23 protein-coding genes and 1 other RNA gene are annotated in these 23,534 nt (G+C 60.7%); 15 read left to right on the top strand and 9 right to left on the bottom strand.

The features are described 5' to 3' along the window. Positions 1-7: 7 nt before the first annotated feature. Positions 8-793: a transporter substrate-binding domain-containing protein gene (locus tag CIB54_RS18995; RefSeq protein ID WP_101220667.1), complete on the bottom strand. Its 786-nt coding sequence runs from the start codon at positions 791-793 to the stop codon at positions 8-10. 255 nt (positions 794-1,048) lie between these two features. Between CIB54_RS18995 and CIB54_RS18990 the strand changes: the two genes are divergently transcribed. The 6 genes from CIB54_RS18990 to CIB54_RS18965 all read left to right on the top strand — a co-directional run bounded on the left by CIB54_RS18990 (position 1,049) and on the right by CIB54_RS18965 (position 8,323). Further along, positions 1,049-1,744: a FadR/GntR family transcriptional regulator gene (locus CIB54_RS18990; RefSeq protein WP_065950450.1), complete on the top strand. Its 696-nt coding sequence runs from the start codon at positions 1,049-1,051 to the stop codon at positions 1,742-1,744. 120 nt (positions 1,745-1,864) lie between these two features. Further along, on the top strand, positions 1,865-2,194 hold the full coding sequence (gene trxA, locus CIB54_RS18985) for a thioredoxin TrxA (protein WP_065950449.1): 330 nt from the start codon (positions 1,865-1,867) through the stop codon (positions 2,192-2,194). A 235-nt stretch (positions 2,195-2,429) separates the two neighbouring features. Continuing rightward, a complete protein-coding gene (gene rho / locus CIB54_RS18980) occupies positions 2,430-3,689 on the top strand; it encodes a transcription termination factor Rho (RefSeq protein WP_003176825.1) in 1,260 nt (419 codons plus the stop codon). 157 nt (positions 3,690-3,846) lie between these two features. Continuing rightward, complete coding sequence (locus CIB54_RS18975; RefSeq protein WP_101220666.1) at positions 3,847-5,829, top strand: acyltransferase family protein; 1,983 nt, start codon at positions 3,847-3,849, stop codon at positions 5,827-5,829. A 59-nt stretch (positions 5,830-5,888) separates the two neighbouring features. Beyond that, complete coding sequence (ubiD, locus tag CIB54_RS18970) at positions 5,889-7,355, top strand: 4-hydroxy-3-polyprenylbenzoate decarboxylase (RefSeq protein WP_101220665.1); 1,467 nt, start codon at positions 5,889-5,891, stop codon at positions 7,353-7,355. Next, positions 7,355-8,323, top strand: coding sequence for a CDP-6-deoxy-delta-3,4-glucoseen reductase (locus tag CIB54_RS18965; RefSeq protein ID WP_101220664.1), 969 nt, complete (start codon positions 7,355-7,357; stop codon positions 8,321-8,323). Before ubiD ends, CIB54_RS18965 begins: the two co-directional genes overlap by 1 nt. A 180-nt stretch (positions 8,324-8,503) precedes the next feature. Here the strand turns inward: CIB54_RS18965 and CIB54_RS18960 are convergent, their stop codons facing one another. Then, the gene (locus CIB54_RS18960; RefSeq protein ID WP_101220663.1) at positions 8,504-8,986 is read right to left on the bottom strand and encodes a sn-glycerol-3-phosphate transporter; all 483 of its coding nucleotides are present in this window, start codon (positions 8,984-8,986) and stop codon (positions 8,504-8,506) included. Between the two features lie 327 nt (positions 8,987-9,313). Here CIB54_RS18960 and CIB54_RS18955 point away from each other — a divergent pair, with 327 nt between their 5' ends. Together CIB54_RS18955 and CIB54_RS18950 are read left to right on the top strand one after the other, a co-directional pair. Then, a complete protein-coding gene (locus CIB54_RS18955) occupies positions 9,314-11,701 on the top strand; it encodes a TonB-dependent receptor plug domain-containing protein (RefSeq protein ID WP_101220662.1) in 2,388 nt (795 codons plus the stop codon). A 27-nt stretch (positions 11,702-11,728) separates the two neighbouring features. Next, positions 11,729-12,382 (top strand): gamma-glutamylcyclotransferase, encoded by a 654-nt coding sequence (locus CIB54_RS18950; protein WP_057723381.1) that lies wholly within the window; start codon positions 11,729-11,731, stop codon positions 12,380-12,382. Here the strand turns inward: CIB54_RS18950 and glpT are convergent. Then, positions 12,379-13,716: a glycerol-3-phosphate transporter gene (glpT, locus tag CIB54_RS18945; RefSeq protein WP_065950443.1), complete on the bottom strand. Its 1,338-nt coding sequence runs from the start codon at positions 13,714-13,716 to the stop codon at positions 12,379-12,381. The genes CIB54_RS18950 and glpT overlap by 4 nt on opposite strands. A 271-nt stretch (positions 13,717-13,987) precedes the next feature. Continuing rightward, positions 13,988-14,965, bottom strand: coding sequence for an NADPH:quinone oxidoreductase family protein (locus tag CIB54_RS18940; protein ID WP_101220661.1), 978 nt, complete (start codon positions 14,963-14,965; stop codon positions 13,988-13,990). A gap of 150 nt (positions 14,966-15,115) precedes the next feature. Between CIB54_RS18940 and CIB54_RS18935 the strand changes: the two genes are divergently transcribed. Next, positions 15,116-15,523 carry a flagellar basal body-associated protein FliL gene (locus tag CIB54_RS18935; RefSeq protein ID WP_065950441.1) on the top strand — a complete coding sequence of 136 codons (408 nt, stop codon included), beginning with the start codon at positions 15,116-15,118 and terminating at the stop codon, positions 15,521-15,523. Between the two features lie 635 nt (positions 15,524-16,158). Here CIB54_RS18935 and CIB54_RS18930 read toward each other — a convergent pair. Continuing rightward, positions 16,159-16,641 (bottom strand): EVE domain-containing protein, encoded by a 483-nt coding sequence (locus tag CIB54_RS18930; RefSeq protein ID WP_101220660.1) that lies wholly within the window; start codon positions 16,639-16,641, stop codon positions 16,159-16,161. 193 nt (positions 16,642-16,834) lie between these two features. On the opposite strand from CIB54_RS18930, the gene CIB54_RS27480 reads away from it, so the two are divergent. Beyond that, positions 16,835-16,981 carry a hypothetical protein gene (locus CIB54_RS27480; protein WP_015886446.1) on the top strand — a complete coding sequence of 49 codons (147 nt, stop codon included), beginning with the start codon at positions 16,835-16,837 and terminating at the stop codon, positions 16,979-16,981. A 7-nt stretch (positions 16,982-16,988) separates the two neighbouring features. Here the strand turns inward: CIB54_RS27480 and CIB54_RS18925 are convergent, their stop codons facing one another. The 4 genes from CIB54_RS18925 to CIB54_RS18910 form a co-directional block, all read right to left on the bottom strand. Next, positions 16,989-17,618: a 5-formyltetrahydrofolate cyclo-ligase gene (locus tag CIB54_RS18925; protein ID WP_065950469.1), complete on the bottom strand. Its 630-nt coding sequence runs from the start codon at positions 17,616-17,618 to the stop codon at positions 16,989-16,991. Positions 17,619-17,676: 58 nt separating this feature from the next. Next, a non-coding RNA gene (gene ssrS, locus CIB54_RS18920) (6S RNA) lies at positions 17,677-17,855 on the bottom strand. A gap of 30 nt (positions 17,856-17,885) precedes the next feature. Further along, entirely contained in the window at positions 17,886-18,203 is a 318-nt protein-coding gene (locus CIB54_RS18915; protein ID WP_005792389.1) for a cell division protein ZapA, read from the bottom strand. Next, positions 18,200-18,409, bottom strand: a complete 210-nt coding sequence (locus CIB54_RS18910; RefSeq protein ID WP_003177365.1) for a TIGR02449 family protein — start codon at positions 18,407-18,409, stop codon at positions 18,200-18,202. Before CIB54_RS18910 ends, CIB54_RS18915 begins: the two co-directional genes overlap by 4 nt. Positions 18,410-18,548: 139 nt before the next feature. Here CIB54_RS18910 and CIB54_RS18905 point away from each other — a divergent pair, with 139 nt between their 5' ends. The 5 genes from CIB54_RS18905 to CIB54_RS18885 are packed head-to-tail and all read left to right on the top strand — an operon-like array spanning position 18,549 to position 23,335. Next, the gene (locus CIB54_RS18905; protein WP_057723388.1) at positions 18,549-19,106 is read left to right on the top strand and encodes a YecA/YgfB family protein; all 558 of its coding nucleotides are present in this window, start codon (positions 18,549-18,551) and stop codon (positions 19,104-19,106) included. Between the two features lie 18 nt (positions 19,107-19,124). Further along, complete coding sequence (pepP, locus tag CIB54_RS18900) at positions 19,125-20,447, top strand: Xaa-Pro aminopeptidase (protein WP_065950439.1); 1,323 nt, start codon at positions 19,125-19,127, stop codon at positions 20,445-20,447. Beyond that, positions 20,444-21,631, top strand: a complete 1,188-nt coding sequence (gene ubiH, locus CIB54_RS18895) for a 2-octaprenyl-6-methoxyphenyl hydroxylase (protein WP_101220659.1) — start codon at positions 20,444-20,446, stop codon at positions 21,629-21,631. The genes pepP and ubiH overlap by 4 nt, the downstream gene beginning before the upstream one ends. Further along, a complete protein-coding gene (locus CIB54_RS18890; RefSeq protein WP_101220658.1) occupies positions 21,624-22,109 on the top strand; it encodes a DUF4442 domain-containing protein in 486 nt (161 codons plus the stop codon). The genes ubiH and CIB54_RS18890 overlap by 8 nt, the downstream gene beginning before the upstream one ends. Before the next feature lie 8 nt (positions 22,110-22,117). Further along, positions 22,118-23,335, top strand: coding sequence for a 2-octaprenyl-3-methyl-6-methoxy-1,4-benzoquinol hydroxylase (locus CIB54_RS18885; RefSeq protein WP_191949980.1), 1,218 nt, complete (start codon positions 22,118-22,120; stop codon positions 23,333-23,335). The last annotated feature ends 199 nt before the right edge of the window (positions 23,336-23,534 follow it).

Raw genomic sequence — 23,534 nt, 5'->3', positions numbered from 1 at the left:
CTCCGGCTTAGAGGTCGGCAGGCAAGGGTTCTTTGAGCCATTGCAGCGCGTTTTTTTCCAGGCTGCCGTCGGCCTTGGCCGCGACCAGGATCTGGTTGACCTTCTCCAGCAACGCCGGCTCGTTCTTGTTCACGCCCACGTACACCGGCGAGTCCTTGAGCTTCACTTTCAGCGCCGGTACGCGCTTGGGGTTGCGCTCACTGATCGCCACCATCACCACGTTGCCGCTGGCGATCAGGTCGACCTGGCCGGCGAGATAGGCGGCGATGGTCGAGTTGTTGTCTTCAAAGCGCTTGATGGTCGCCTCTTTGGGCGCGACAGCCGTCAGCTCGATGTCCTCGATGGCGCCACGGGTTACGCTGATGGTCTTGCCCTTGAGGTCGTCGGTGCTGCTGACCGCGGCGTCGGGCGGGCCAAATACGGCGAGGTAGAACGGTGCGTAGGCCTTGGAGAAGTCGATGACTTTTTCGCGCTCGGGGTTCTTGCCCAGGCTGGAGATCACCAGGTCCACCTTGCCGGTGGTGAGGAATGGGATGCGGTTGGTGCTGTTGACCGGGGTCAACTCCAGCTTGACCTTGAGTTGGTCGGCCAGCAGCTTGGCGGTGTCGATGTCCAGGCCGCGGGGTTTCATGTCGGGGCCCACCGAACCGAATGGCGGGAAGTCCTGCGGCACAGCCACCTTGAGGGTGCCACGGGCGACGATATCGTCCAGACCGTTGGCCTGGGCGGGTGCCTGGCTCAGCATCAGGCTGGCAAACAGGGCAGTGAGCAGGGCGCTGTAGCGCTTGGTCATGGCAACTCTCCGAGAAGGGCGAAGGAATTTTCTGAGTTTGCCCAGTGCACAGCCCATGCCAGCCCCCCTGGAAGAGGCTGCAAGGCACGCTGCCGTTGAGGTGTGATGGTCTTACTGGTCTGAACAGTGGTTGCGCTTTTCGCACCCTTTTCGAGCGCCGTAAAAAGCGCGCGAGCCCCTTTGGGGCGTGGCTTGCCGACAGACGTGAATAGCTTTACAACTAGCCACTCAGTTGACTGCAACCTTGAGTTTTCCATGAATTCCATCGCCCAAGCCGTACCGGAGGCGGCCCTGCAGGCCATCCGCAAACTGATCAAGGAGCAGGGCTTCGGGCCGGGCGATGCATTACCTTCTCAACGCGATTTAGCGGTGCGTCTGGGCGTGAGCCGGGCGTCGTTGCGGGAGGCGTTATCGTCCTTGAGTGCCCTGGGGGTGGTCAGTGTGCAGCCGGGCAAGGGCGTGTTCGTGCAGGCGCCGGCGCCGCCGTCCGAACTCGCCTGGCCGTTTGCGGCGCAGGCCACGCCGCTGGATATCTTCCAGCTGCGTTACGCCCTTGAAGGGTTCGCAGCCGGTTTGGCGGCGGTCACATTGACCACCGACGAACTCGACAGCCTCCAGGACAATGTCGAAGCAATGCGCAGGGTGCTCAAAGCCGGTGACTTTGAAACCGCCGCCCGGCTGGACTTCGAGTTCCACCGGCGCATCCTGCTGGCCAGCGGCAACCAGGCGATGGTGAGTATTCTGAGCGCCAGCGCCGAGGTCTTCCTGGAAAGCCAGAAACTACCGTTCATCCGGCCGGAACGCGCCATGGAAACCTGGCAGGAACATCGCAAGATTCTGCGCGCCCTGGCCCGGCGCACCAGCGCGGCAGCGCAGAAAACCATGCAGGAACATGTACGTAATGCGGCGTTGCGCACGGGCATTGCCTTCGTCACACCTGGCTTGCCGTGAGCAGGCGATACTCAAAGTCATGCTCGGCCATAGCAACACTCAATCAGAGGCGGCTTCCTGAACGGGGGAAGGGCGGCTATGATGGGCAACGTTTTTTTTGCTTACAATCCGGAGACATCCATGAGCAACGATCTTATCAAGCACGTCACCGACGCGACCTTTGAGGAACAAGTACTCAAGGCTCAAGGCCCGGTGCTGGTTGACTACTGGGCTGAATGGTGCGGCCCTTGCAAAATGATCGCTCCGGTCCTGGACGACATTGCAACCACTTACGAAGGCAAGCTGACCATTGCCAAGCTGAACATCGATGAAAACCAGGAAACCCCGGCCAAGCACGGCGTGCGTGGTATTCCAACGCTGATGCTGTTCAAGAACGGCAACGTCGAAGCCACTAAAGTGGGCGCGCTGTCGAAGTCCCAGCTGCAAGCTTTCCTCGACGCCAACATCTAAGCGTCGCCAGAAAAAGCCCCGAAAATCTCGGGGCTTTTTCGTAGAACAGGGCTAGACGCTCCGAAATTCAGGTGTTACATTCGGCCCCGCACTGGTTTCTCCACTGCCCCCTGCAAGCCGTCGCCGACGCATTCCTTTTCGATTAGTACGCGATCCTGTCGCCTTCTCTGCGGCGCGGCCTCATTAAGCCAAAAGCTTAATTTCCCCCCTCCATAAATGATTACGTCATTCCTATATGAATCTGACTGAACTCAAGCAAAAGCCGATTACCGACCTGCTCCAACTGGCCGAAGAAATGGGCATAGAAAATATGGCCCGTTCGCGCAAGCAGGACGTGATTTTCTCCCTGCTCAAGAAGCACGCGAAAAGCGGCGAGGAAATCTCCGGTGATGGCGTGCTGGAGATTCTCCAGGACGGCTTCGGCTTCCTCCGCTCTGCAGACGCTTCCTATCTCGCCGGCCCTGACGATATCTACGTCTCGCCGAGCCAGATCCGTCGCTTCAACTTGCGCACCGGCGACACCATCGTTGGCAAGATCCGACCACCAAAGGAAGGCGAGCGTTATTTCGCCCTGCTCAAGGTCGACACGATCAACTTCGATCGTCCCGAGAACGCGAAAAACAAGATTCTCTTCGAGAACCTGACCCCGCTGTTCCCGACCGTGCGCATGAAGATGGAGGCCGGCAACGGTTCCACCGAAGACTTGACCGGTCGTGTGATCGACCTGTGCGCGCCGATCGGCAAGGGCCAGCGTGGCCTGATCGTCGCACCGCCGAAAGCCGGTAAGACGATCATGCTGCAAAACATTGCAGCGAACATCGCGCGCAACAATCCTGAAGTTCACCTGATCGTGCTGTTGATCGATGAGCGTCCGGAAGAAGTGACCGAAATGCAGCGCACCGTGCGTGGCGAAGTGGTTGCCTCGACGTTCGATGAACCGCCAACCCGCCACGTGCAGGTTGCCGAAATGGTGATCGAGAAGGCCAAGCGCCTGGTCGAACACAAGAAAGACGTGGTGATCCTGCTCGACTCCATCACCCGTCTGGCCCGTGCCTACAACACCGTGATCCCGAGTTCCGGCAAGGTGCTGACCGGTGGTGTCGATGCCCACGCCCTGGAGAAGCCAAAGCGTTTCTTCGGCGCCGCGCGAAACATCGAAGAAGGCGGCTCGCTGACCATTATCGCCACCGCGCTGGTTGAAACCGGCTCGAAGATGGACGAAGTGATCTACGAAGAGTTCAAGGGTACCGGCAACATGGAACTGCCCCTGGACCGTCGTATCGCTGAAAAGCGTGTGTTCCCGGCCATCAACATCAACCGTTCCGGTACGCGCCGCGAAGAGTTGCTGACCGCCGACGACGAACTGCAGCGCATGTGGATCCTGCGCAAGCTGCTGCACCCGATGGACGAAGTGGCCGCTATCGAGTTCCTGATCGACAAGCTGAAAACCACCAAGACCAACGACGAGTTCTTCCTGTCGATGAAACGCAAGTAATACGGCGTTTCAGGTCCGAAAAATGGCGTCCCGACGGGGCGCCATTTTTTTTTGCGTCGAGATTCATCGGTTTTTATGGCATAAGTGTCCGTTAAGTAACAAAAATTGTACCCGCGACTACGCTCACTCCTTTCGTCACAGACTGACCACAATTCTTATGACCACTCTTGCTTACCGCAGGGACATTGACGGCCTGCGTGCCATCGCTGTCCTCGCAGTCGTGTTGTTTCACTTCGGCGTTCCTGGCCTCACCGGCGGTTTCGTTGGCGTCGATGTATTCTTCGTCATTTCCGGCTTTCTGATCACCTCCATTATCTGGCGTGAGCGTCAGGCCGGGCGCTTCAGTTTCGTCGACTTCTGGGCCCGGCGCGCACGGCGCATCCTGCCGGCGCTGTTCGTCATGATTGCGGCCACACTCGTTGTGGGTTGGTTTCTGCTGGCGCCCAAGGACTACGAAGAGTTGGGGCGGTCCGCGCACTATCAGGTGACCTTTACCTCCAACCTGTTGTTCTCGCGCCAGCATGGCTACTTTGATGCGTCTTCTGACATCAAGCCCCTGCTGCACACCTGGTCACTGGCGGTAGAAGAGCAGTTCTACATTTTCTTCCCGCTGCTGCTCACGTTGCTCTCAAGTCGCCTGAAACACTGGCGCCTGGCGCTGTTCGCAGTGTTGCTGGGCTCGTTTGGCATGAGCGTCTGGGCGGTTGAGCATGAGCCGCAAAAAGCCTTCTTCCTGCTGCACCTGCGCGCCTGGGAATTACTGGCCGGGGCGATGCTGGCGGTGTTGCCCAAATATCAATGGCGCGCTTCGCCCGCCCTGGCCCAAGGGGTCAGCCTGGCCTCCATGGCACTGATCCTGATCGCCGTATTCGGTTACGACGCGAAAACCCCGTTCCCCGGCCCGGCCGCGCTCTTGCCGGTGCTGGGTGTGGTCGGGTTGATCTGGGCCAACGGGCAGCAATACACCTGGGTGGGGCGCCTGCTGAGTACGCGGGTGATGGTCGGTATCGGGCTGATTTCCTATTCCTGGTACCTGTGGCACTGGCCGGTGTTCGTGTACGCCAACTATGCCGCGGTGGATGGCTTGAGCGCCCTGGAACTGGCCGGCTTGATGCTGCTCTCGTTGGTGCTGGGCTATCTGTCCTGGCGCTTTGTGGAAACCCCGTTCCGGGAAAAACGCTTGCTGGCCTCGCGTAAGGCGATTCTTGCCTCAGCCGTGGCCGGTATTCTGGGGCTTGGTTTCACTGGCTTGGCGATCCGCGAATTCGACGGTGTGCCGTCGCGCTTGTCTGAGCACGCGTTGATTTTCGCGAAGGCGAAGAAGTGGAGCCCGGAGCTGATGGCGTGCATGGCTGACAAGGACACGCCCGATGAGCGGTTGTTCTGCCATTTCGGTCCGAAAAGTCAGTCGGTCTCGGCGCTGGTGTGGGGCGACAGTCACGCCACCGCGCTGATTCCGGCGCTCAAAGAGGGCGCTGATCGCCATGATATCAGCGTGATTGAAGCCAGCTTTGCCGGCTGTATCCCCTTGGATGGCCTTGAGAATATTGCCCGCTGTGCGCATTTCAACCATCGCGTCGAGAAGGCGATGGCCGAGAAGAAAATCAGCGATGTGGTGTTGGCGGCGCGCTGGAGCCTGTATGTGTACGGGCAAATGTCGGGTGACAAAGAACATGCGCTCAAAGACCCCAGCACCGGCGAGTACGTGCAGGCTGTGGCTGAGCAGCGCTTTGCCCAGGGGATGCGCGAGCGCATCCAGGCGCTGCGCGCCGCGGGGCACAAGGTCTGGCTGGTCAAGGAGGTGCCGCTGCAGGAAATCATCGTGCCTTACCGTCTCAGTCGCCTGGCAATGATGCACCGACCGTTTAACGGCGAAGGTCTCGACGTAGCCAAGCATACAAAGCGCCAGGCGTTCATCAGCCAGTTGTTCGACGAGCTGGCGGCCGCCGACAGCGGCGTAGCGGTGCTGGACCCGGCGCCCTTGCTGTGCGGCACCGATGGCTTGTGCCGGGTCGAACTCAACGGGCGCGCGCTGTACACCGACGATAACCACCTGTCTGAAGTGGGCGCGCGGCATATCGAGGCCTTTCTGGAGCCGCTGTTCAGTTCGTTGCAGTCGCGGGGGCTGACGGCCAATTAAGCTGCCAGCCGCCTCGAGAGCAGGTAGGATGTACGCCTATTTTACGAGTGGCATGGTTAATGAAATTCAAGGATCTTCGGGATTTCGTGCAGCAACTTGAGCAGCGCGGAGAGTTGAAACGTATCCAGATGCCGATTTCACCGGTACTGGAAATGACTGAGATTTGCGACCGTACCTTGCGTAACAAGGGCCCGGCGCTGTTGTTCGAGAACCCGACCGGCTACGACATCCCGGTGCTCGGCAACCTGTTCGGCACCCCCGAGCGCGTCGCCTTCGGCATGGGGGCGGAGTCGGTCAGCGAGCTGCGCGAGATCGGCAAGCTGCTGGCCTTCCTCAAGGAGCCCGAGCCGCCCAAAGGCTTGAAGGACGCCTGGTCGAAGCTGCCGATCTTCCGCAAGATCATTGCCATGGCGCCCAAGGTGGTCAAGGACGCGGTATGCCAGGAAGTGGTCATCGAAGGCGATGACGTCGACCTGGCCATGCTCCCCGTGCAGACCTGCTGGCCCGGCGACGTCGGCCCGCTGATCACTTGGGGCCTGACCGTCACCAAAGGTCCGAACAAGGACCGCCAGAACCTCGGCATCTACCGCCAGCAAGTGATCGGCCGCAACAAGGTGATCATGCGTTGGCTGAGCCACCGTGGCGGCGCCCTGGATTTTCGCGAATGGTGCGAAAAACACCCGGGTCAGCCATTCCCGGTGTCCGTGGCACTGGGCGCCGACCCGGCCACCATCCTGGGCGCTGTGACGCCGGTGCCGGACAGCCTGTCCGAATACGCCTTCGCCGGCCTGCTGCGCGGTAACCGCACCGAACTGGTGAAGTGCCGCGGCAACGACCTGCAAGTGCCGGCCACCGCCGAAGTCATCCTGGAAGGTGTGATTCATCCGGGCGAAATGGCCGATGAAGGGCCTTACGGCGACCACACCGGTTATTACAACGAAGTCGACAGTTTTCCGGTGTTCACCGTTGAGCGCATCACCCATCGGATCAAGCCGATCTATCACAGTACCTACACCGGCCGCCCGCCGGATGAGCCGGCCATTCTCGGCGTGGCGCTGAACGAAGTGTTCGTGCCGATCCTGCAAAAGCAATTCCCGGAAATCACCGACTTCTACCTGCCGCCGGAAGGTTGCTCGTACCGCATGGCCATCGTCACCATGAAGAAGTCGTACCCAGGCCATGCCAAGCGGGTAATGCTGGGTGTGTGGTCGTTTTTACGACAGTTCATGTACACCAAGTTCGTTATCGTCACCGACGACGATATCAATGCCCGCGACTGGAACGACGTGATCTGGGCCATTACCACGCGCATGGACCCCAAGCGCGACACGGTAATGATCGACAATACGCCGATCGATTACCTCGACTTCGCTTCGCCGGTGTCGGGCCTGGGTTCGAAAATGGGCCTGGATGCCACCCACAAATGGCCGGGTGAAACCACCCGCGAGTGGGGCCGGGTAATCGTCAAGGATGACGCCGTGACGGCTCGCGTCGATGCCATCTGGAAAGACTTGGGAATAGATTGATGCGTGTAACCCTGCAACCTTCCGGTGCGGTACTGGAGCTGAACCCTGGCGAACGCATCCTCGACGGCGCGCGCCGCCTGGGCTACGAATGCCCGCAGGCGTGTCGCAACGGCGTATGCCACGTGTGTGCGGCGCTGTTGGTGGAGGGCCGTGTGCAGCAGAGCGGCGAAGTGCGCGATCATGGTGAGTTCTACACCTGCATCGCCGAGCCGCTGGAGGATTGCATTGTGTTGTGGGATGGCGTGCTGGCGCCGGGGGAGTTGCCGTTGCGCAAATTGTCGTGCCAGTTGAGCGAATGCGTGGACGTCGGCGGCGATGTGTGGCGCGTGCGCCTGCGCGCGCCGGCTGGCAAGGCGGTGCGTTACCACGCCGGGCAATACCTGATGATCGAGCGCGAGAACGGCGAGAAGTCGGCGTTTTCCCTGGCGTCGGCACCTCACTGCGGCCGCGAGCTGGAACTGCACGTGCTGGCCCGTGAGGACAGCGCACGCAACCTGTTGGACCAGCTACGGCGCAACCGCATGGCGCGTATTGAACTGCCTTTCGGTGACACCCACCTGGCCCAGTTGCCGGACGGGCCGCTGGTGCTGATCGCCGCCGGCACCGGCATGGCCCAGATGCACAGCCTGATCGAGCATTGCCGGGCGTCCGGCTTCAAGCACCCTGTGCACCTGTATTGGGGCGTGCGTCGCCCGGAGGATTTCTACGCGATCGAGCACTGGGATCAGTGGCAGCAACTGCCCAACCTGTTCCTGCACAAAGTCGTCAGTGACCTGTGCGGTTGGGAAGGACGCTGCGGATTGCTGCACGAGGCCGTGTGCGAAGACATTGCCGACCTCAAGGCCGTGCACGTGTACGCCAGCGGATCACCGGCGATGATCTACGGCACGCTGGATGCGTTGGTCGACGCCGGTATGGATGCGCACCAGATGCGCGCTGACGTATTTGCCTACGCCCCGCGTCCCTGAAGTGATCGAAAGGTGGGAGGGGGCTTGCCCTAATGCCGCCCTCTGTAGGAGCGAGCTTGCTCGCGAAAACTCACAGGCACCGCGTTCATTCAGAAAGCACGCGTTATCGTTGACGTTTTTCGCGAGCAAGCTCGCTCCTACAGACAGGGCTTGCACCCTCCCACATTGATTTGCGCCCGTTCAGAATCTTAGTCCAGTCGTCACCATCGCTGCATTGAACCCCAGCAACACCAGTTCTGCCGCCATCGGCCCGTGATGCGTGCCCACGGACGGAATGATGACGGGCGCCACGCCATAACGGTTCAGGGGGATCTTGTCACGGTACTTGCCGCGATAACCCTGGATCGCCCCGCCCGTGACCTTCAGGTACACCGGGTATTCGGCCATGTCATAGCGCTTGCCGGCGTACGCGTAGTAGGCGCGTTGCCTGAACGAGTTGCGAAAGGTCGCCGCGCCATAGACCAGGCCCGACGCTTCGTTGCGCTCCAGTCCCAGCAGGTTTTGCTGGTTGTTGTGCTCGGGGTCGGGCGCGAAATGCCGGGTGTAGACGCTGGTCTGCGCGTACCAGAAGCCTTTGTCGTCGTTTGCCGCTGGGGTTTCAGCTGCCAGTGCAGTGGTGGCCTGGGCCAGGAACAGCAGGCCAGGCAAGCGGATTTTGTGCATGGGCGGCCCCGATAGTCGATTGGATGAGCGGCTAAGTGAGTCGTGATGTGTGCGGCATTTTGGCGGATTGCCCGCTGCTCAGGCTGAACCTGGGCTGAAAGCGTTCGGATTGCCGTCGCGGTGGCTGATGAGCGGGGAAGGGTGCTTATACCTTCGCTTATTCTTTTAAGGTATTTATTTTCTTCGATGAATATCTTTAGGCTATATGCCAACGGACTACCGACTTAATCCACAGTCACCAATCACTGACCGCTACCGCCCGCCAGCCGGATCGATCGTACGAACTCAGAGCGTTGAAGTTCTATTTATTGATTCATAGGGAGCGGTATGGGGAGCTACAGGAAACACGCGTTATACACGGCGATTTTGTCGGCCAATTTGCTGACCGTCGTGGGATTCAATCCAGTTCTGGCGGGTGAAACGTCCGTCGTCGATGCGCCCAAACTCGATACGGTCATCGTGACCGGCACCCGCGCCCAGGAGCGCACCGCCAGTGCGTCGCTGTCGCCAATCGATGTGATCTCCGGCGAAACCCTGCGCAGTACCGGCTCTGACGAGCTGGGCGCGGTGCTGGCGCGACTGATCCCATCGATCAACTTTCCACGGCCAAGCCTGGTGGATGGCGCTGAGCTGGTGCGCCCGGCGCAGTTGCGCGGCTTGTCGCCGGACCAGGTGTTGGTGCTGGTCAATGGCAAGCGCCGGCATACCAGTGCTTTCGTCAACCTCGGCGGTGCGGTCGGTCGCGGTTCGGCACCGGCGGACCTGAATGCAATCCCGCTGTCGGCGGTGGACCACATCGAAGTGCTGCGCGATGGTGCTTCGGCACGTTACGGCTCTGACGCGATCGCCGGCGTGATCAACGTGATCCTCAAGCACGACGACCAGGGCGGTTCGATCTCGACCCGGTTCGGCGGGTACAAAAAGGGTGACGGCATCCAGCGTAATGTCAGCGGCAATACGGGCCTGGCATTGGGCGAAAACGGTTTTATCAATCTGTCAGCCGAAGGTGCCGACAACGATTACACCAACCGCGCCGGCAAGGATTACCGCCCAGGCAGCATCGGTTCCACCACCTACGGCCAGCGAGTGTTCCGTCAAGGCGAGCCTGCCACCAATGAAGGCAAATTCCAGTTCAACTCGGAATATTCCTTCAATGATGCCGCCGAGTTCTACAGCTTCGGTGGCTACAGCAAGCGCCGTGGCGAGACGGCAGCGTTCTACCGCGCGAGCAACGCTTCCAACAATATCCCGGCACTCAACCCCAACGGCTACCTGCCACTGATCAAAGGCAACCTGGAAGACACCTCACTGGTGGCGGGTCTGCGCGGGCTGCTCGCCTACGATTGGCATTACGACCTGTCGGCCAACTACGGCAAGAATCAGTACGAGCTCGGCACCGAAACCATCAACACCTCTCTGGGCCTGGCTACGCCGCGCAAATTCAACAACGGCACCCTGAGCAACGAGCAGAAGCAAGTCAGCCTGGACCTGTCCCGTGAGTTTGACCTGAGCTTGCTGCCGTACCCGGTTTCCGTGGCGCTGGGTGGGGAATACCTGCACCAGGGCTATGAAATCGAAGCTGGGGAGCCCGCGTCCTACTACCAGACCGGCAGCTCGGGCCTCGGCGGCTTCCGCGATGCGGATGCCGGCACCAGTACCCGGCATAGCTGGGCGCAATACCTGGACCTGGAAACCAACTTCACCGAACAACTCAGCGCCTCGGCCGCGGTGCGCCATGAGGACTACAGCGATTTTGGCTCCAACGTCAGCGGTTCGTTGTCGGCGCGTTACGACTTCACCCCGCAAGTGGCGTTGCGCGGCAGCATTTCCAATGGCTTTCGCGCGCCGTCCCTGGCCCAGCAGAACTTCGCCTACACCTCTTCGCAGTTGATCGGCAGCACCCTTCAGGAGGCCGGCACGTTCCCGGCCAACAGCCAAGTGGCGCGCCTGCTCGGTGCCGAAGACCTCAAGGCTGAAAAGTCGCGTAACTACAGCCTTGGCCTGGTACTGGAGCCTGCCGACGACCTGACGGTGACGCTGGATGTGTATCGCATCGACATACGTGACCGTATCAGCCTGTCGTCCAACCTCACGCTCAATCCGGCGACGGTGGCCTACCTGCAAGCCAACGGCGTCGGCAATATCAATTACACCACGGCGCGCTATTTCACCAACGCCACCGACACCAGCACCGACGGTGTCGACCTGGTGGCCAACTATCGCTATCAGTTCGATAACGGCATCCGCTGGAACAGCACTGTGGGTTACAACTACAACCACACCAAAGTCACCGACGTGAAGGCCAACCCGGCCGTCCTCGACAGCCTGGGCGCCAACCTGGTGCGGGTGGACCGTCGCGAGCGCATCGGCTTGCTCGGCGACACCACACCCCAGCACAAGCTGAGCCTGGGCAACGACTTCACCTTCGGCAATTGGGCGCTGCACAGCAACCTGGTGCGCTATGGTGAGTTCACCAGCTACCAGGCGGACAAGGTCAACGACCAGACCTTCAAGGCAGCCTGGGTGCTGGATTTGTCGGCGGACTACAAGTTGAAGAACTGGACCTTCACCCTGGGCGGCGACAACGTCACCGATAAATACCCCGAGAAGGTCAATGCCTACGCCAGCAGCGGCGGCAACCTGGCCTACAGCACTTTTTCGCCGTACGGTTACAGCGGCGCGTTTTATTACGGTAAAGTCGCTTACAACTGGTAGCACACAGGAGGCGCAACGCTTTTCGCCATGACCGCCATTGAAACCGATCTTTTGCAGTTGGCTTACCCTCCGCGGCTCGATCTTGGGCCGCAACTCACTCACGAACAATTAATGAGCTCGATGCAGGCCACCATGGCCCGGCACAAGGGTGGGCCGGTCTGGCTGTTTGCCTATGGTTCGCTGATCTGGCGTCCTGAATGTTCGTCGAGCGAACGGGTGCGCGCGCGGGTTCACGGTTATCACCGTGGCCTGTACCTGTGGTCCCACGAGCACCGGGGGACGCCGGAGCTGCCGGGCCTGGTCTTCGGACTGGATCGGGGCGGTTCGTGCAGCGGGTTTGCCTACCGCTTGCCGGAAGATCAGTTGGAGGCTTCGCTGTATGCACTGTGGCAGCGCGAAATGCCTTACCCCTCCTACAAGCCGCACTGGCTCAGTTGCCGCTTGGAAGATGGCAGTCAGGTACAGGCGTTGGGATTTGTGCTGGAGCGGCATTTGCCCAGCTACGCCGGCAACTTGCCCGATATCGTACTCAATCACGTGCTGCAAAGCGCTTGCGGGCGTTACGGCACCACTCGCGATTATGTCGAGCAGACCGTGAACGCCCTGCGTAGCCACGCCATGCCAGATAAAAACCTGGAGGCGCGGCTCAAGCGTTGTGCAAAGGATTGCTCGGGTAGCTAGCGCGCCGAGCTGACGCTGTTGGTGTGCCACAGCGTCGGGATCAGGAAGGCGATCGCCAATACGCACGCGCCAATCAGCAGCACGAAACCACCGTCCCAACCGAAGTGGTCCACGGTGTAGCCCATTGCCGCGCTCGCCGCCACCGAACCACCCAGGTAGCCGAACAGGCCAGTGAAGCCCGCAGCGGTGCCGGCGGCTTTCTTCGGTGCCAGTTCCAGCGCCTGCAGGCCAATCAGCATCACCGGGCCGTAGATCAAAAAGCCGATGGAGACCAGCGCGATCATGTCGACCATCGGGTTACCCGGCGGGTTGAGCCAGTAAACCAGGGTCGCCACGGTCACCAGCGCCATGAACACGATGCCGGTCAGGCCGCGATTGCCACGGAAGATCTTGTCCGACATCCAGCCGCACAGCAGCGTGCCTGGGATACCTGCCCACTCGTAAAAGAAATACGCCCACGACGACTTGTCGACCGTGAAATGCTTGGCTTCTTTCAGGTAGGTCGGTGCCCAGTCCAGTACGCCGTAGCGCAGCAGGTAGACGAACACGTTGGCGAACGCGATGTACCACAGCATTTTGTTGCGCAGCACGTATTTGACGAAAATTTCCTTTGCGCTGAATTCGTCTTCGTGGCTGGCGTCGTAGCCTTCCGGGTAGTCGTTCTTGTACTGCTCGATCGGCGGCAGGCCAACCGATTGCGGGGTGTCGCGCATGGTGATGAAGGCAAACGCCGCCACAGCCAGCGCCACCGTGGCCGGCACGTAGAACGCCGCATGCCAGTCATTGAACCAGGCCATGCCCAGCAGGAACAGCGGACCTATCAGGCCGCCGCCGACGTTGTGCGCCACGTTCCACACCGAGACTACGCCGCCGCGTTCTTTCTGCGACCACCAGTGCACCATGGTCCGCCCACTTGGCGGCCAGCCCATGCCTTGGGCCCAACCGTTGATGAACAGCAAAATGAACATCATGGTCACGCTGGACGTCGCCCAGGGCGCGAAACCGAAAATGAACATCACCCCCGCTGACACCAGCAGGCCGAAGGGCAGGAAGTAACGCGGGTTGGAGCGGTCGGACACCAGGCCCATGAGGAACTTGGACAGGCCGTAGGCAATCGCGATGGCCGACATCGCCAGGCCCAGCTCACCGCGGGTGTAGCCGTCCTCGATCAGGTAGGGCATGGCCAGGGAGAAGTTTTTTCGTAGCAGGTAATAGCCGGCGTAACCGAAGAAAATACCGGCGAAGATCTGCCAGCGCAGACGTCGGTAGGTACTGTCTATTTTTTCTTCAGGCAGGGGCGCCTGGTGTGCGGCAGGTCGAAAGAAAGCAAACATTCAAGAGCTCCAAATTTCTTGTTTTGACTGCGGATGCGAATGTTACAGTTTCGTTACCGAAAATAGCATCGCCTCTTATCTGCAAACACAGGAAATGGGAGCAATGGCATGTTCTTTTATGAACATGTCGCTAATAGGTAAGCGTGGGTCGTTGAGGATCAAGTGTGGGAGGGGGCTTGCCCCCGATGGCGGTGTATCAGGTTAGTCATTCCTGGCTGACCCACTGCTATCGGGGGCAAGCCCCTCCCACACTGACCGCGCTCCACTTCCGTCAACGGGTTTGGACGACAACCTTACCCACAGCCTTGCGCTGCCCCAGATCATTGATCGCCTGGGCCGCCTGTTCCAGCGGGTACACCTGCGACACCAACGGCTTCAACCTGCCCTCGCCATACCAGGTGAACAGTTGCTGAAAATTGGCCGCATTGTCCTGCGGCTGACGCTGGGCGAACGAGCCCCAGAATACGCCCACCACCGCCGCGCCCTTGAGCAGCGCCAGGTTCACCGGCAATTCGGGGATGCGCCCGCTGGCAAAACCCACCACCAACAAACGGCCGTTCCAGGCGATCGAGCGGATCGCCTGGTCAAACAGATCGCCGCCCACCGGGTCGTAGATCACATCGGCGCCGTTACCATCGGTGAGGCGCTTGACCTCATCCTTGAGGCTGGCTTCGCTGTAATTGATCAACTCATCGGCGCCGGCCGCCTTGGCCACCGCGAGTTTGTCGGCGCTGCTGGCGGCGGCGATCACCCGCGCGCCCATGGCCTTGCCGATTTCCACGGCGGCCAGGCCCACACCACCGGAAGCGCCGAGCACCAGCAGGGTTTCGCCGGGTTGCAGGTTGGCTCGCTGTTTGAGCGCGTGCATCGAGGTGCCGTAGGTCATGCTGAAGGCTGCGGCGGTGTTGAAATCCATGCTGGGCGGGATCGGCAGCACGTTATAGCCCGGCACCGCCACCTGCTCGGCAAAACTGCCCCAGCCGGTCAGGGCCATCACGCGATCACCGACCTTCAGGTGGCTGACCTTTTCGCCGACCTCACTCACCACACCTGCCGCTTCGCCACCCGGCGAAAACGGGAAGGGCGGCTTGAACTGGTATTTGCCCTCGATGATCAGGGTGTCCGGGAAATTCACCCCGGCGGCGTGCACGTCCAGCAGGATTTCGTTCTTCTTGATCGCGGGGCTGGCGATTTCTTCCAGCACCAGGGTTTCGGCGGGGCCGAAGGCTTTGCACAGCACAGCTTTCATCGGACTATTCCTTTTGGCGTCGTGGCCGATAAGTGTAGGAGGGTACGCCCGTGGGTCAACGAGCATGCCCGCGCCTGATAAGCCCCCATAAGCTTGTACTCAGCCTTGCTAGCGTTATGCTACCCGGCAACCGAATTCGAGGAATGAACTGTGAAAGCGTGGATCCTGTTGATGCTGGCCCTGACCTTGCCGATGGCCGCCCAGGCCGAAGAAGCCAAAGAGGGCGAGGCGCCGAAGGTCAGCTATATCAGCCTTTCCCCGCCGTTTGTGGGCAACTACGGCCTGGATGGCACGGCAAAACTCAAGGTATTCAAGGCCGACATCGCCCTGCGCGTGACCGGCACCGAAGCCGCCGCGGCGGTTAAAGCCAACGATGCGTTGATTCGCAACCAACTGGTGGCGCTGTTTACCCAGCAGACTAATGAGGCAATGAGCACTGTTGAGGGCAAGGAGAAACTGCGCCAGGAAGCGTTGAAACAGACGCAGCAAGTAATGAACGATGAAACGGGTAAGCCGATGGTCGAGGATTTGTTGTTCAATAACTTGATTATTCAATAAGGGCAGATAAACGAAGCCTGCGACTGGTTTCTCAGTCGCAGGCAAGTATGTGTGTTAATTGAAAGGCAATGCTGCGGTTCTTTTTTTTACTTGAGTGCTGCCAGTCGGCATCGCCTGGAATAAGAACTCCAGTTCGCAGAACATGTTGCTGAGCCGGGGCGTTATCAAGCTTGAGTCCCATCTTGTCCACTGGTTCAACGCTGTTGGGTTTATAGATAATGTTGCGTGGTCAGGCGCTCGGACGGTAAATACCGTACGCTCCGGCAGTGACGAGCTTCGGAGATAGTATTGTAGGGTTCTTATTAAAACCGTCTGAGGCGTACTAAGAGAATATTCGAACTGTATGGCGCCGAGGTATCCCCATTCAGGAACCTCTGCTGAATACGCCAATTTAATCGGTGTGCTGGTTGGTGGGGGGGCAGTATCAAGGGTTGTTACGAGGATGCCGTCAATGAGTAGTTCTGTCACGGTGACTCTCCAATAGTTTTATGAGCATGTAAAGCTGCCCAGGTCGCTTTGCGTAGTCAATGTTGAAAGCGCCAGTAAACTTTGAAATTGAAGCGTTTGCTACTGTCAGAAATGACAGGTTTTTATATGTTTTTCTAATGTTCAAATGTTTTTTATAGCGACAGATTTTAACTGTCTGCGTTAAAGCCAGGACTCCCGCTGCAGGCAAGCTTGATGATCGTAGTCATCTGGTCAGTCGTCACGGCCATCACCGAAAGCCGACTGCCTTTGTGCACCAAAGGCATCTCTGCCAACGCGGCCTGCTGTTTCAGGTAGCCAAGGCCCAGTACTTTGGGAAAGGTCTGCACATGCGCAACGTCAATTGCGCTCCAAGGGTTTTTCTCCGCACTGGCCTTGGCGTCGAAATAGTGGCTGTCTGGCTCCAGTGCGGTCGGGTCGGGGTAGGCGGCCTGGATGATTTTGCCGATGCCGGCGATGCCCGGCTCCGGGCAACTGGAGTGGTAGAAGAGAAACTCATCGCCGGCCGCCATGGTGCGCAGGAAGTTACGCGCCTGGTAATTGCGCACCCCGTCCCAGCGGGCTTTGCCGAGCTTTTCCAGGTCTACGATGGACAGCTCGTCAGGTTCGGATTTCATCAGCCAATAGGCCATTTTGGGCTCCTGAAACAGGTATTGGGCAAGTTGTCGGGCAATTGCATGACAAACCGACAGTCGGTTGGCGCCAAGGTTTGCGTGTTGGTTCACGTTACCGCAGAATGCCGGGCTTCAAGCTTGGCGCAGCTGCAACGGACTACTTTGGAACGTTGTTGTCATCGTGTACGAGATGCCTGAAGGGGGGCAATCGATGCAACGTAAACCGGATTTACTATGGATATTGGTTATTTTGTTTGGTCTGGGTGTCGTGACCACCGGTTATGCCCAGAGCCTGTGGTCGAACAAGACCGATGCACCGGTTGAACTCTCGCCTGTGCAGCAGCAATTCAAGCGTTAACACGACTTTAAAGCGTCGCTGGCTCCAGCGACGTTTCTGCGACATACCAGTGCTTATCGGTGACAGTGCCCGCCAGCGGCACGTCCCAACTCGCCTGCGCCAAGCGATCGACCTGCTGACATTCATGGGCCAACCCCAACAGCGTCGGCTTGCGCCATGTGTTGCGCCTGGCGAGGTAAGCCAGGCTGCGGTCATAGAATCCGCCGCCCATGCCCAAGCGCCCACCCTCATTATCGAACCCCACCAGCGGCAGCAGCACCAGGTCGAGCGCCCACACCTTGCGTTGGCGTTGGGCGACGGCCCGAGGTTCGAGAATGCGAAAGCGGTTGGGCCGCAACTTATCCCCGGGCCGCACGCGCTGGAACACCATTTTGGTACGCGGCCACGCACTCAGTACCGGCAGGTAGGTCGCCTTGCCCCGGCGCTGGGCAGCGCGCAGCAGCAAGCGCGGATCGATTTCACCGTCCGTCGGTAGATACAGGGAAATATGTTTGGCCCGGCGAAACAGCGGGTGCTGTGCCAGTTGCCGATACAGGCCAAGGGCGGCCTCGCGCTGCTCGCGGGGCGTGAGGGCGCGGCGGGCGTTGCGCAACATGCGTCGAAGGTGCGGACGGGAAAGCGGCGCAGGTTCGGTCATGGCTTTTTGGCTCATAAAACAATGCCAGTCCGGGGACTGGCATTGAGTTTGGGAATTCAGGCTCCCCGGCAGAGCCGCTGTCGACTAAGCCCTTGAACCCGAAAGTTCAAGGTGGAAGAAGCAGTAGGCTTTAAGGCTTTCCGTCTAGCGGACATGCACACCAGCCCAACGTGCAACTTCCAGGGTAGTGCGAATCGGCTCCGGGACATCGCCGACTGGCAAACACGCCAGGGAGTGAGGCGAGTATACCTTAAACAGACTCGGCAATCAGCCCTTGGGTGCGTCCGAATCGGTGGAAAGCACCAGGTCGACGCGTTCGAGCAGGTCACGCACTTGCTCGCGGGTCGAGCCGCTGGCCTGCACGTCAGGCCGCTCCTGCTTGTGCAGCAGGTCGTGGGTAATGTTCAGTGCAGCCATCACGGCGATGCGGTCGGCGCCGATCACTTTGCCGCTGCTGCGGATTTCACGCATCTTGCCGTCCAGGTAGCGGGCAGCGCTCACCAGGTTGCTGCGCTCTTCCTGGGGGCAGATGATCGAATACTCTTTGTCGAGGATCTGCACGGTAACGCTATTGCTTGAACTCATGAGTCTTGCTCCAGGGCCTTCAGGCGCGAAATCATCGATTCGACCTTACGCCGGGCGATTTCGTTTTTTTCAATGAGGTGAGCGCGTTCCTCGCGCCAGGTCTTTTCCTGAGCTAATAGGAGTCCGTTTTGACTCTTAAGTTGCTCGACCCGATCAATTAGCAGTTCGAGTCTGGCCATCAGCGCTTGCAGGTCGGTGTCTTCCATTGGGTTCCACTGGATTTTGTCTGATGAATGGCAACTTCAGGATAAACGATCTGACGCCCTCGATAGTCTTGGTGCGTCTGCCGGTGCTAGGATACAGCGCTCCATTCTAGACATTGCGCCGTCTGGCGCCTAGCTCACCATGCCCATTCAGAACTCCCCGTACGACGCTTTTTCAAAACTGCTGAGCACCAGCGGTCATCCTTGCTCGCCTGCCGAACTGCACGGCGTGCTGTTGGGCCGCAGCTGCACCGGCGTGGGCTTCGATGCCGACAACTGGCTGGCCGATGTGGCCGAGCTGCTGGAAACCGAACCGACCGAGAACGTGCGTAACGCGCTGATCGGCCTGCAAGAGATGGTCAAGGGCGAACTGACCGGTGATGACGTCACCGTGGTCCTGCTGCTGCCGACCGACGACGCACCGCTCGCCGAGCGTGCCGCTGCCCTGGGTCAATGGTGCCAGGGTTTCCTCCACGGTTTCGGCGTGAACGCCGGCGGCCTGGAACTGAGCACCGACGCCAAGGAAGTGTTGCAGGACCTGGCGGCCATCTCCCAGGTGCAGGACGCCCTGGAAGAATCCGAAGACGGCGAGGGTGACTACATGGAGGTCATGGAATACCTGCGCGTCGCACCGTTGCTGCTGTTCACCGAGACCAGGAAGTCCGCTGAGCCGGCAGCCCCCAAGCCGTCCCTGCATTAAAAGGAAGCCCATCTGCCCATGATCCATATCCCCAAAGCGGAATACACCCGTCGCCGCAAGGCGCTCATGGCGCAGATGGAACCCAACAGCATCGCGATCCTGCCGGCCGCCGCCGTGGCGATCCGTAACCGTGATGTGGAGCATGTCTACCGCCAGGACAGCGACTTCCAATACCTGAGCGGCTTCCCTGAACCGCAGGCGGTGATCGTGCTGATGCCTGGTCGCCAGCATGGCGAGTACGTGCTGTTCTGTCGCGAGCGCAACGCCGAACGCGAATTGTGGGACGGCCTGCGCGCGGGTACTGAAGGCGCGATCCGCGATTTTGGCGCCGACGACGCGTTTCCCATCACCGATATCGATGACATCCTGCCCGGCCTGATTGAAGGCCGCGACCGGGTGTACTCGGCCATGGGCAGCAATGCCGAATTCGACCGGCATGTGATGGAGTGGATCAACGTGATCCGCTCCAAAGCGCACCTGGGCGCCCAGCCGCCAAACGAATTCGTTGCCCTGGATCACTTGCTGCACGACATGCGCCTGTATAAATCGGCGGCGGAAGTGAAGGTGATGCGCGAGGCGGCGCGGATTTCCTGCGCCGCCCATGTGCGCGCGATGCAAGCCAGCCGTGCCGGCCTGCATGAGTTCAGCCTGGAGGCCGAGCTGGATTACGAGTTTCGCAAGGGCGGCGCGAAAATGCCGGCTTATGGCTCCATTGTGGCCGCCGGGCGTAACAGCTGCATCCTGCATTACCAGCAGAATGACGCGCTGCTCAAGGACGGTGACCTGGTATTGATCGACGCCGGTTGCGAGATCGACTGCTACGCCAGTGACATCACCCGCACCTGGCCGGTCAACGGCAGGTTTTCGCCCGAGCAAAAGGCGATCTACGAGATTGTGCTGGCCTCCCAGGAAGCCGCCTTCGCGCAGATCGCGCCGAACAAGCATTGGAACCAGGCGCATGAGGCGACCGTGCAGGTCATCACGGCCGGGCTGGTCAAGCTGGGGTTGTTGCAAGGCGACGTTGACGAACTGATCGCCAGCGAAGCCTACCGCGCCTTTTACATGCACCGCGCCGGCCATTGGCTGGGCATGGATGTGCATGATGTGGGCGAGTACAAAGTGGGCGGTGAATGGCGTGTGCTGGAAGTCGGCATGGCCTTGACCGTGGAACCGGGGATCTATATTTCACCGGACAACCAGAACGTAGCGAAGAAGTGGCGTGGCATTGGCGTACGCATCGAGGACGACGTGATAGTGACCAAGCAAGGCTGTGAAATTCTGACCGGTGCGGTGCCCAAGACGGTGGCCGAGATCGAAGCGCTGATGGCGGCTGCCCGATGAGCCGGGTCAACCTGGCGATCATCGGCGGTGGCCTGGTGGGCGCCAGCCTGGCGCTGGCGTTGCAGGCCGGGGCCAAGGCGCGAGGGTGGAAAATCGCACTGATCGAACCCTTTGCGCCGGGTGACAGTTATCAGCCGAGCTACGATGCGCGTTCTTCGGCGCTGTCCTTTGGTGCCCGGCAGATCTATCAGCGCCTGGGCCTGTGGCAGGACATCTCCCGTCGCGCCGAGCCGATCAAGCAAATCCATGTGTCCGACCGTGGACGTTTCTCCACCGCGCGTCTGTCAGCCATGGAGGAGGGCGTGCCGGCCCTGGGTTACGTGGTGGAAAACGCCTGGCTGGGCCAATGCCTGTGGCAAGGCCTGGATAAGGACGTGGTCAGTTGGCGCTGCCCGGCGGAAGTCACGCGCATGGAGCCGCTGCCTGATGGCTACCGCCTGACCCTCAACGACGAAACGGTGCTGGAGTGCGACCTCGCGGTACTGGCCGACGGCGGCCGCTCGGGCCTGCGCGAACAACTGGGCATCGGCGTGAAGACGCGCCCGTATAACCAGAGCGCGCTGATCGCCAACATCACCCCGAGCGAAGCCCACAACGGCGAAGCGTTCGAGCGCTTTACCGATGAAGGGCCGATGGCCTTGCTGCCGCTGCCCGACAACCGCTGCGCGCTGGTCTGGACCCGCATGGGCATGGACGCCCAGCGTCTGGCCAATCTGGACGAGCGCAGTTTCCTGAGTGAATTGCAGGGCGTGTTCGGCTATCGCCTGGGCACCCTGAAGCAGGTAGGCGCACGGCATCTGTACCCGCTGACCCTGGTGGAAGCGCAAGAACAGGTCCGCTCGCACCTGGTAGTCCTCGGCAATGCAGCGCACAGCCTGCACCCGATCGCCGGGCAGGGCTTCAACCTGTCGTTGCGCGATGCCAACGCCCTCGCCGAAGCCTTGCTGGCCGGGCCTGCCGTGCCGGGCGACCTGGCGACACTGCAGCGCTACCGCGAGCGCCAGCGCCTGGACCAGCAACTGACCGTGGGTTTCTCCGACCAGGTCACGCGCCTGTTCGGCAGCGGGCAACCGTTGGTTGCGTTGGGGCGCAACATGGGCCTGCTCGGCCTGGATCTGCTGCCGCCGGCCAAGCGCTGGTTCGCCCGTCAGGCCATGGGCCTGGGCACGCGCTCCGATGCGTAAGTGGCTGATCCAGCGCCTGGGCAAGGCCCGGCTGCTGCGCTGGGTGATGACGCTCTATCCGCCGTACCTGGGCGCCGGGATCAGCGTGCAGCGGATGAGCGCCGACTTTCGTCACGTCAAGGTGCGCATGGGCCTGGGCTGGTATAACCGCAACTATGTGGGCACTCAGTTCGGCGGCAGCCTGTATTCGATGGTCGACCCGTTCTACATGCTGATGCTGATGGAGAACCTGGGCCGCGATTACATTGTGTGGGACAAGGCCGCCAGCATCGACTTCATCTCGCCGGGCAAAGGCCCGGTGTATGCCGAGTTTTCCATCGACGACGCCTTGCTCGATGAGGTGCGTCGACAGACCGCCGATGGCGAGAAATATTTGCCTCGCCTCAAGGTCCAGATTCATGACGGCTCCGGCACCCTGGTGGCGCGGGTCGACAAAACCCTTTACGTGCGGCGCAAGCCGCCAGCGAGACAGGCTTGACTATGGACATGCGCGCAGATGTGCTGATTGTCGGGGCCGGAATGGTCGGAAGCGCCCTGGCGCTGGCGTTGCAGGGCAGTGGCCTGCAGGTATTGCTGCTTGACGGCAGCCCGCTGAGCGTCAAGCCGTTCGAACCGGCGGCGGCGTTTGAACCGCGGGTCAGTGCACTGTCCGCCGCCAGCCAGCGCATTCTCGAGCGGCTTGGCGTGTGGGACGGCATCGTCGAGCGCCGCGCCAGCCCCTATGGCGAGATGCAAGTGTGGGACGGCAGCGGCACCGGGCAGATCCACTTTTCGGCGGCCAGCGTGCATGCCGAGGTGCTGGGGCATATTGTCGAGAACCGCGTGATCCAGGATGCCTTGCTGGACCGCCTGCATGATTGTGACCTGGGGCTGCTGGCCAACGCGCGCCTGGAGCAGATGCGCCGTTCCGGCGATGAGTGGCTGCTGACCCTGGCCGATGGGCGCAAGCTGCGCGCGCCGCTGGTGGTCGCCGCCGACGGCGCCAACTCCGCAGTGCGCCGCCTGACCGGCACCCCCACCCGTGAGTGGGACTACCTGCACAACGCCATCGTGACCAGCGTGCGCGGCAGCCAGCCGCACCAGCGCACGGCGTGGCAACGCTTCACCGACACGGGCCCGCTGGCATTCTTGCCGCTGGTGCGTGATGGGCAGGAGGATTGGTGCTCGATTGTCTGGTCGACCACGCCGGCGGAGTCCGAGCGCCTGATGGCCCTGGACGATGAGCGCTTCTGCCGTGAGCTGGAGCGGGCCTTTGAGGGGCGTCTCGGCAATGTGATCAGCGCCGACCCGCGCGTCTGCGTACCGTTGCGTCAGCGTCACGCCAAGCGCTATGTGGCCGAGGGCCTGGCGTTGATTGGCGACGCGGCCCATGTCATCCATCCATTGGCCGGGCAGGGCGTGAACCTGGGCTTTCTCGATGCTGCGGTGCTGGCCGAAGTGCTGCTGGCGGGCAGCGAACGTGGCGAACGTCTGGCGGATGTAAAGGTGTTGAGCCGCTACGAGCGTCGGCGCATGCCGCATAACCTGGCGCTGATGGCCGCGATGGAGGGCTTCGAGCGTCTGTTTCAGGCGGATCAACTGCCATTGCGCTGGTTGCGCAATGCCGGCTTGAAACTGGTCGACCAGATGCCCGAAGCCAAGGCACTGTTTGTACGCCAGGCCTTGGGCCTGACCGGCGACCTCCCGGACCTCGCCAAACTGTAAATTGAAATGCGGCCCCCTGTGGGAGGGGGCTTGCCCCCGATGGCGGCCTCTGGGCCGACCAGGATGTTGGATCAGATCGAGTACATATCCGTTTCTGCGGTAACGGCTGCTATGGGTTCCGCTTTTACAGCGGGTCACTTTTGGAAAAGAGCCCCAAAAGTAACCAAAAAGGCTCTTGCCCCACCACTCGGCACCTCGC

The sequence above is a fragment of the Pseudomonas fluorescens genome (assembly GCF_002837185.1).
Classification (GTDB): domain Bacteria; phylum Pseudomonadota; class Gammaproteobacteria; order Pseudomonadales; family Pseudomonadaceae; genus Aquipseudomonas; species Aquipseudomonas fluorescens_AM.
Note: the sequence above shows the minus strand (reverse complement) of the source record. Positions and strands in the feature narration are given on the sequence as shown.

What these genes read in the sequence shown, in the direction of transcription:
- trxA (WP_065950449.1), top strand. Translation starts at nt 1,865, where the DNA reads ATGAGCAACGATCTTATCAAGCACGTCACCGACGCGACCTTTGAGGAA.
- CIB54_RS18925 (WP_065950469.1), bottom strand. Translation starts at nt 17,618, where the DNA reads ATGACCGAACCTGCGCCGCTTTCCCGTCCGCACCTTCGACGCATGTTG.
- CIB54_RS18890 (WP_101220658.1), top strand. Translation starts at nt 21,624, where the DNA reads ATGCGTAAGTGGCTGATCCAGCGCCTGGGCAAGGCCCGGCTGCTGCGC.
- ubiD (WP_101220665.1), top strand. Translation starts at nt 5,889, where the DNA reads ATGAAATTCAAGGATCTTCGGGATTTCGTGCAGCAACTTGAGCAGCGC.
- rho (WP_003176825.1), top strand. Translation starts at nt 2,430, where the DNA reads ATGAATCTGACTGAACTCAAGCAAAAGCCGATTACCGACCTGCTCCAA.
- CIB54_RS18975 (WP_101220666.1), top strand. Translation starts at nt 3,847, where the DNA reads ATGACCACTCTTGCTTACCGCAGGGACATTGACGGCCTGCGTGCCATC.
- CIB54_RS18995 (WP_101220667.1), bottom strand. Translation starts at nt 793, where the DNA reads ATGACCAAGCGCTACAGCGCCCTGCTCACTGCCCTGTTTGCCAGCCTG.
- glpT (WP_065950443.1), bottom strand. Translation starts at nt 13,716, where the DNA reads ATGTTTGCTTTCTTTCGACCTGCCGCACACCAGGCGCCCCTGCCTGAA.
- pepP (WP_065950439.1), top strand. Translation starts at nt 19,125, where the DNA reads ATGATCCATATCCCCAAAGCGGAATACACCCGTCGCCGCAAGGCGCTC.
- CIB54_RS18990 (WP_065950450.1), top strand. Translation starts at nt 1,049, where the DNA reads ATGAATTCCATCGCCCAAGCCGTACCGGAGGCGGCCCTGCAGGCCATC.
- CIB54_RS18965 (WP_101220664.1), top strand. Translation starts at nt 7,355, where the DNA reads ATGCGTGTAACCCTGCAACCTTCCGGTGCGGTACTGGAGCTGAACCCT.
- ubiH (WP_101220659.1), top strand. Translation starts at nt 20,444, where the DNA reads ATGAGCCGGGTCAACCTGGCGATCATCGGCGGTGGCCTGGTGGGCGCC.
- CIB54_RS18915 (WP_005792389.1), bottom strand. Translation starts at nt 18,203, where the DNA reads ATGAGTTCAAGCAATAGCGTTACCGTGCAGATCCTCGACAAAGAGTAT.
- CIB54_RS18930 (WP_101220660.1), bottom strand. Translation starts at nt 16,641, where the DNA reads ATGGCCTATTGGCTGATGAAATCCGAACCTGACGAGCTGTCCATCGTA.
- CIB54_RS18960 (WP_101220663.1), bottom strand. Translation starts at nt 8,986, where the DNA reads ATGCACAAAATCCGCTTGCCTGGCCTGCTGTTCCTGGCCCAGGCCACC.
- CIB54_RS27480 (WP_015886446.1), top strand. Translation starts at nt 16,835, where the DNA reads ATGCAACGTAAACCGGATTTACTATGGATATTGGTTATTTTGTTTGGT.
- CIB54_RS18955 (WP_101220662.1), top strand. Translation starts at nt 9,314, where the DNA reads ATGGGGAGCTACAGGAAACACGCGTTATACACGGCGATTTTGTCGGCC.
- CIB54_RS18905 (WP_057723388.1), top strand. Translation starts at nt 18,549, where the DNA reads ATGCCCATTCAGAACTCCCCGTACGACGCTTTTTCAAAACTGCTGAGC.
- CIB54_RS18940 (WP_101220661.1), bottom strand. Translation starts at nt 14,965, where the DNA reads ATGAAAGCTGTGCTGTGCAAAGCCTTCGGCCCCGCCGAAACCCTGGTG.
- CIB54_RS18910 (WP_003177365.1), bottom strand. Translation starts at nt 18,409, where the DNA reads ATGGAAGACACCGACCTGCAAGCGCTGATGGCCAGACTCGAACTGCTA.
- CIB54_RS18950 (WP_057723381.1), top strand. Translation starts at nt 11,729, where the DNA reads ATGACCGCCATTGAAACCGATCTTTTGCAGTTGGCTTACCCTCCGCGG.
- CIB54_RS18885 (WP_191949980.1), top strand. Translation starts at nt 22,118, where the DNA reads ATGCGCGCAGATGTGCTGATTGTCGGGGCCGGAATGGTCGGAAGCGCC.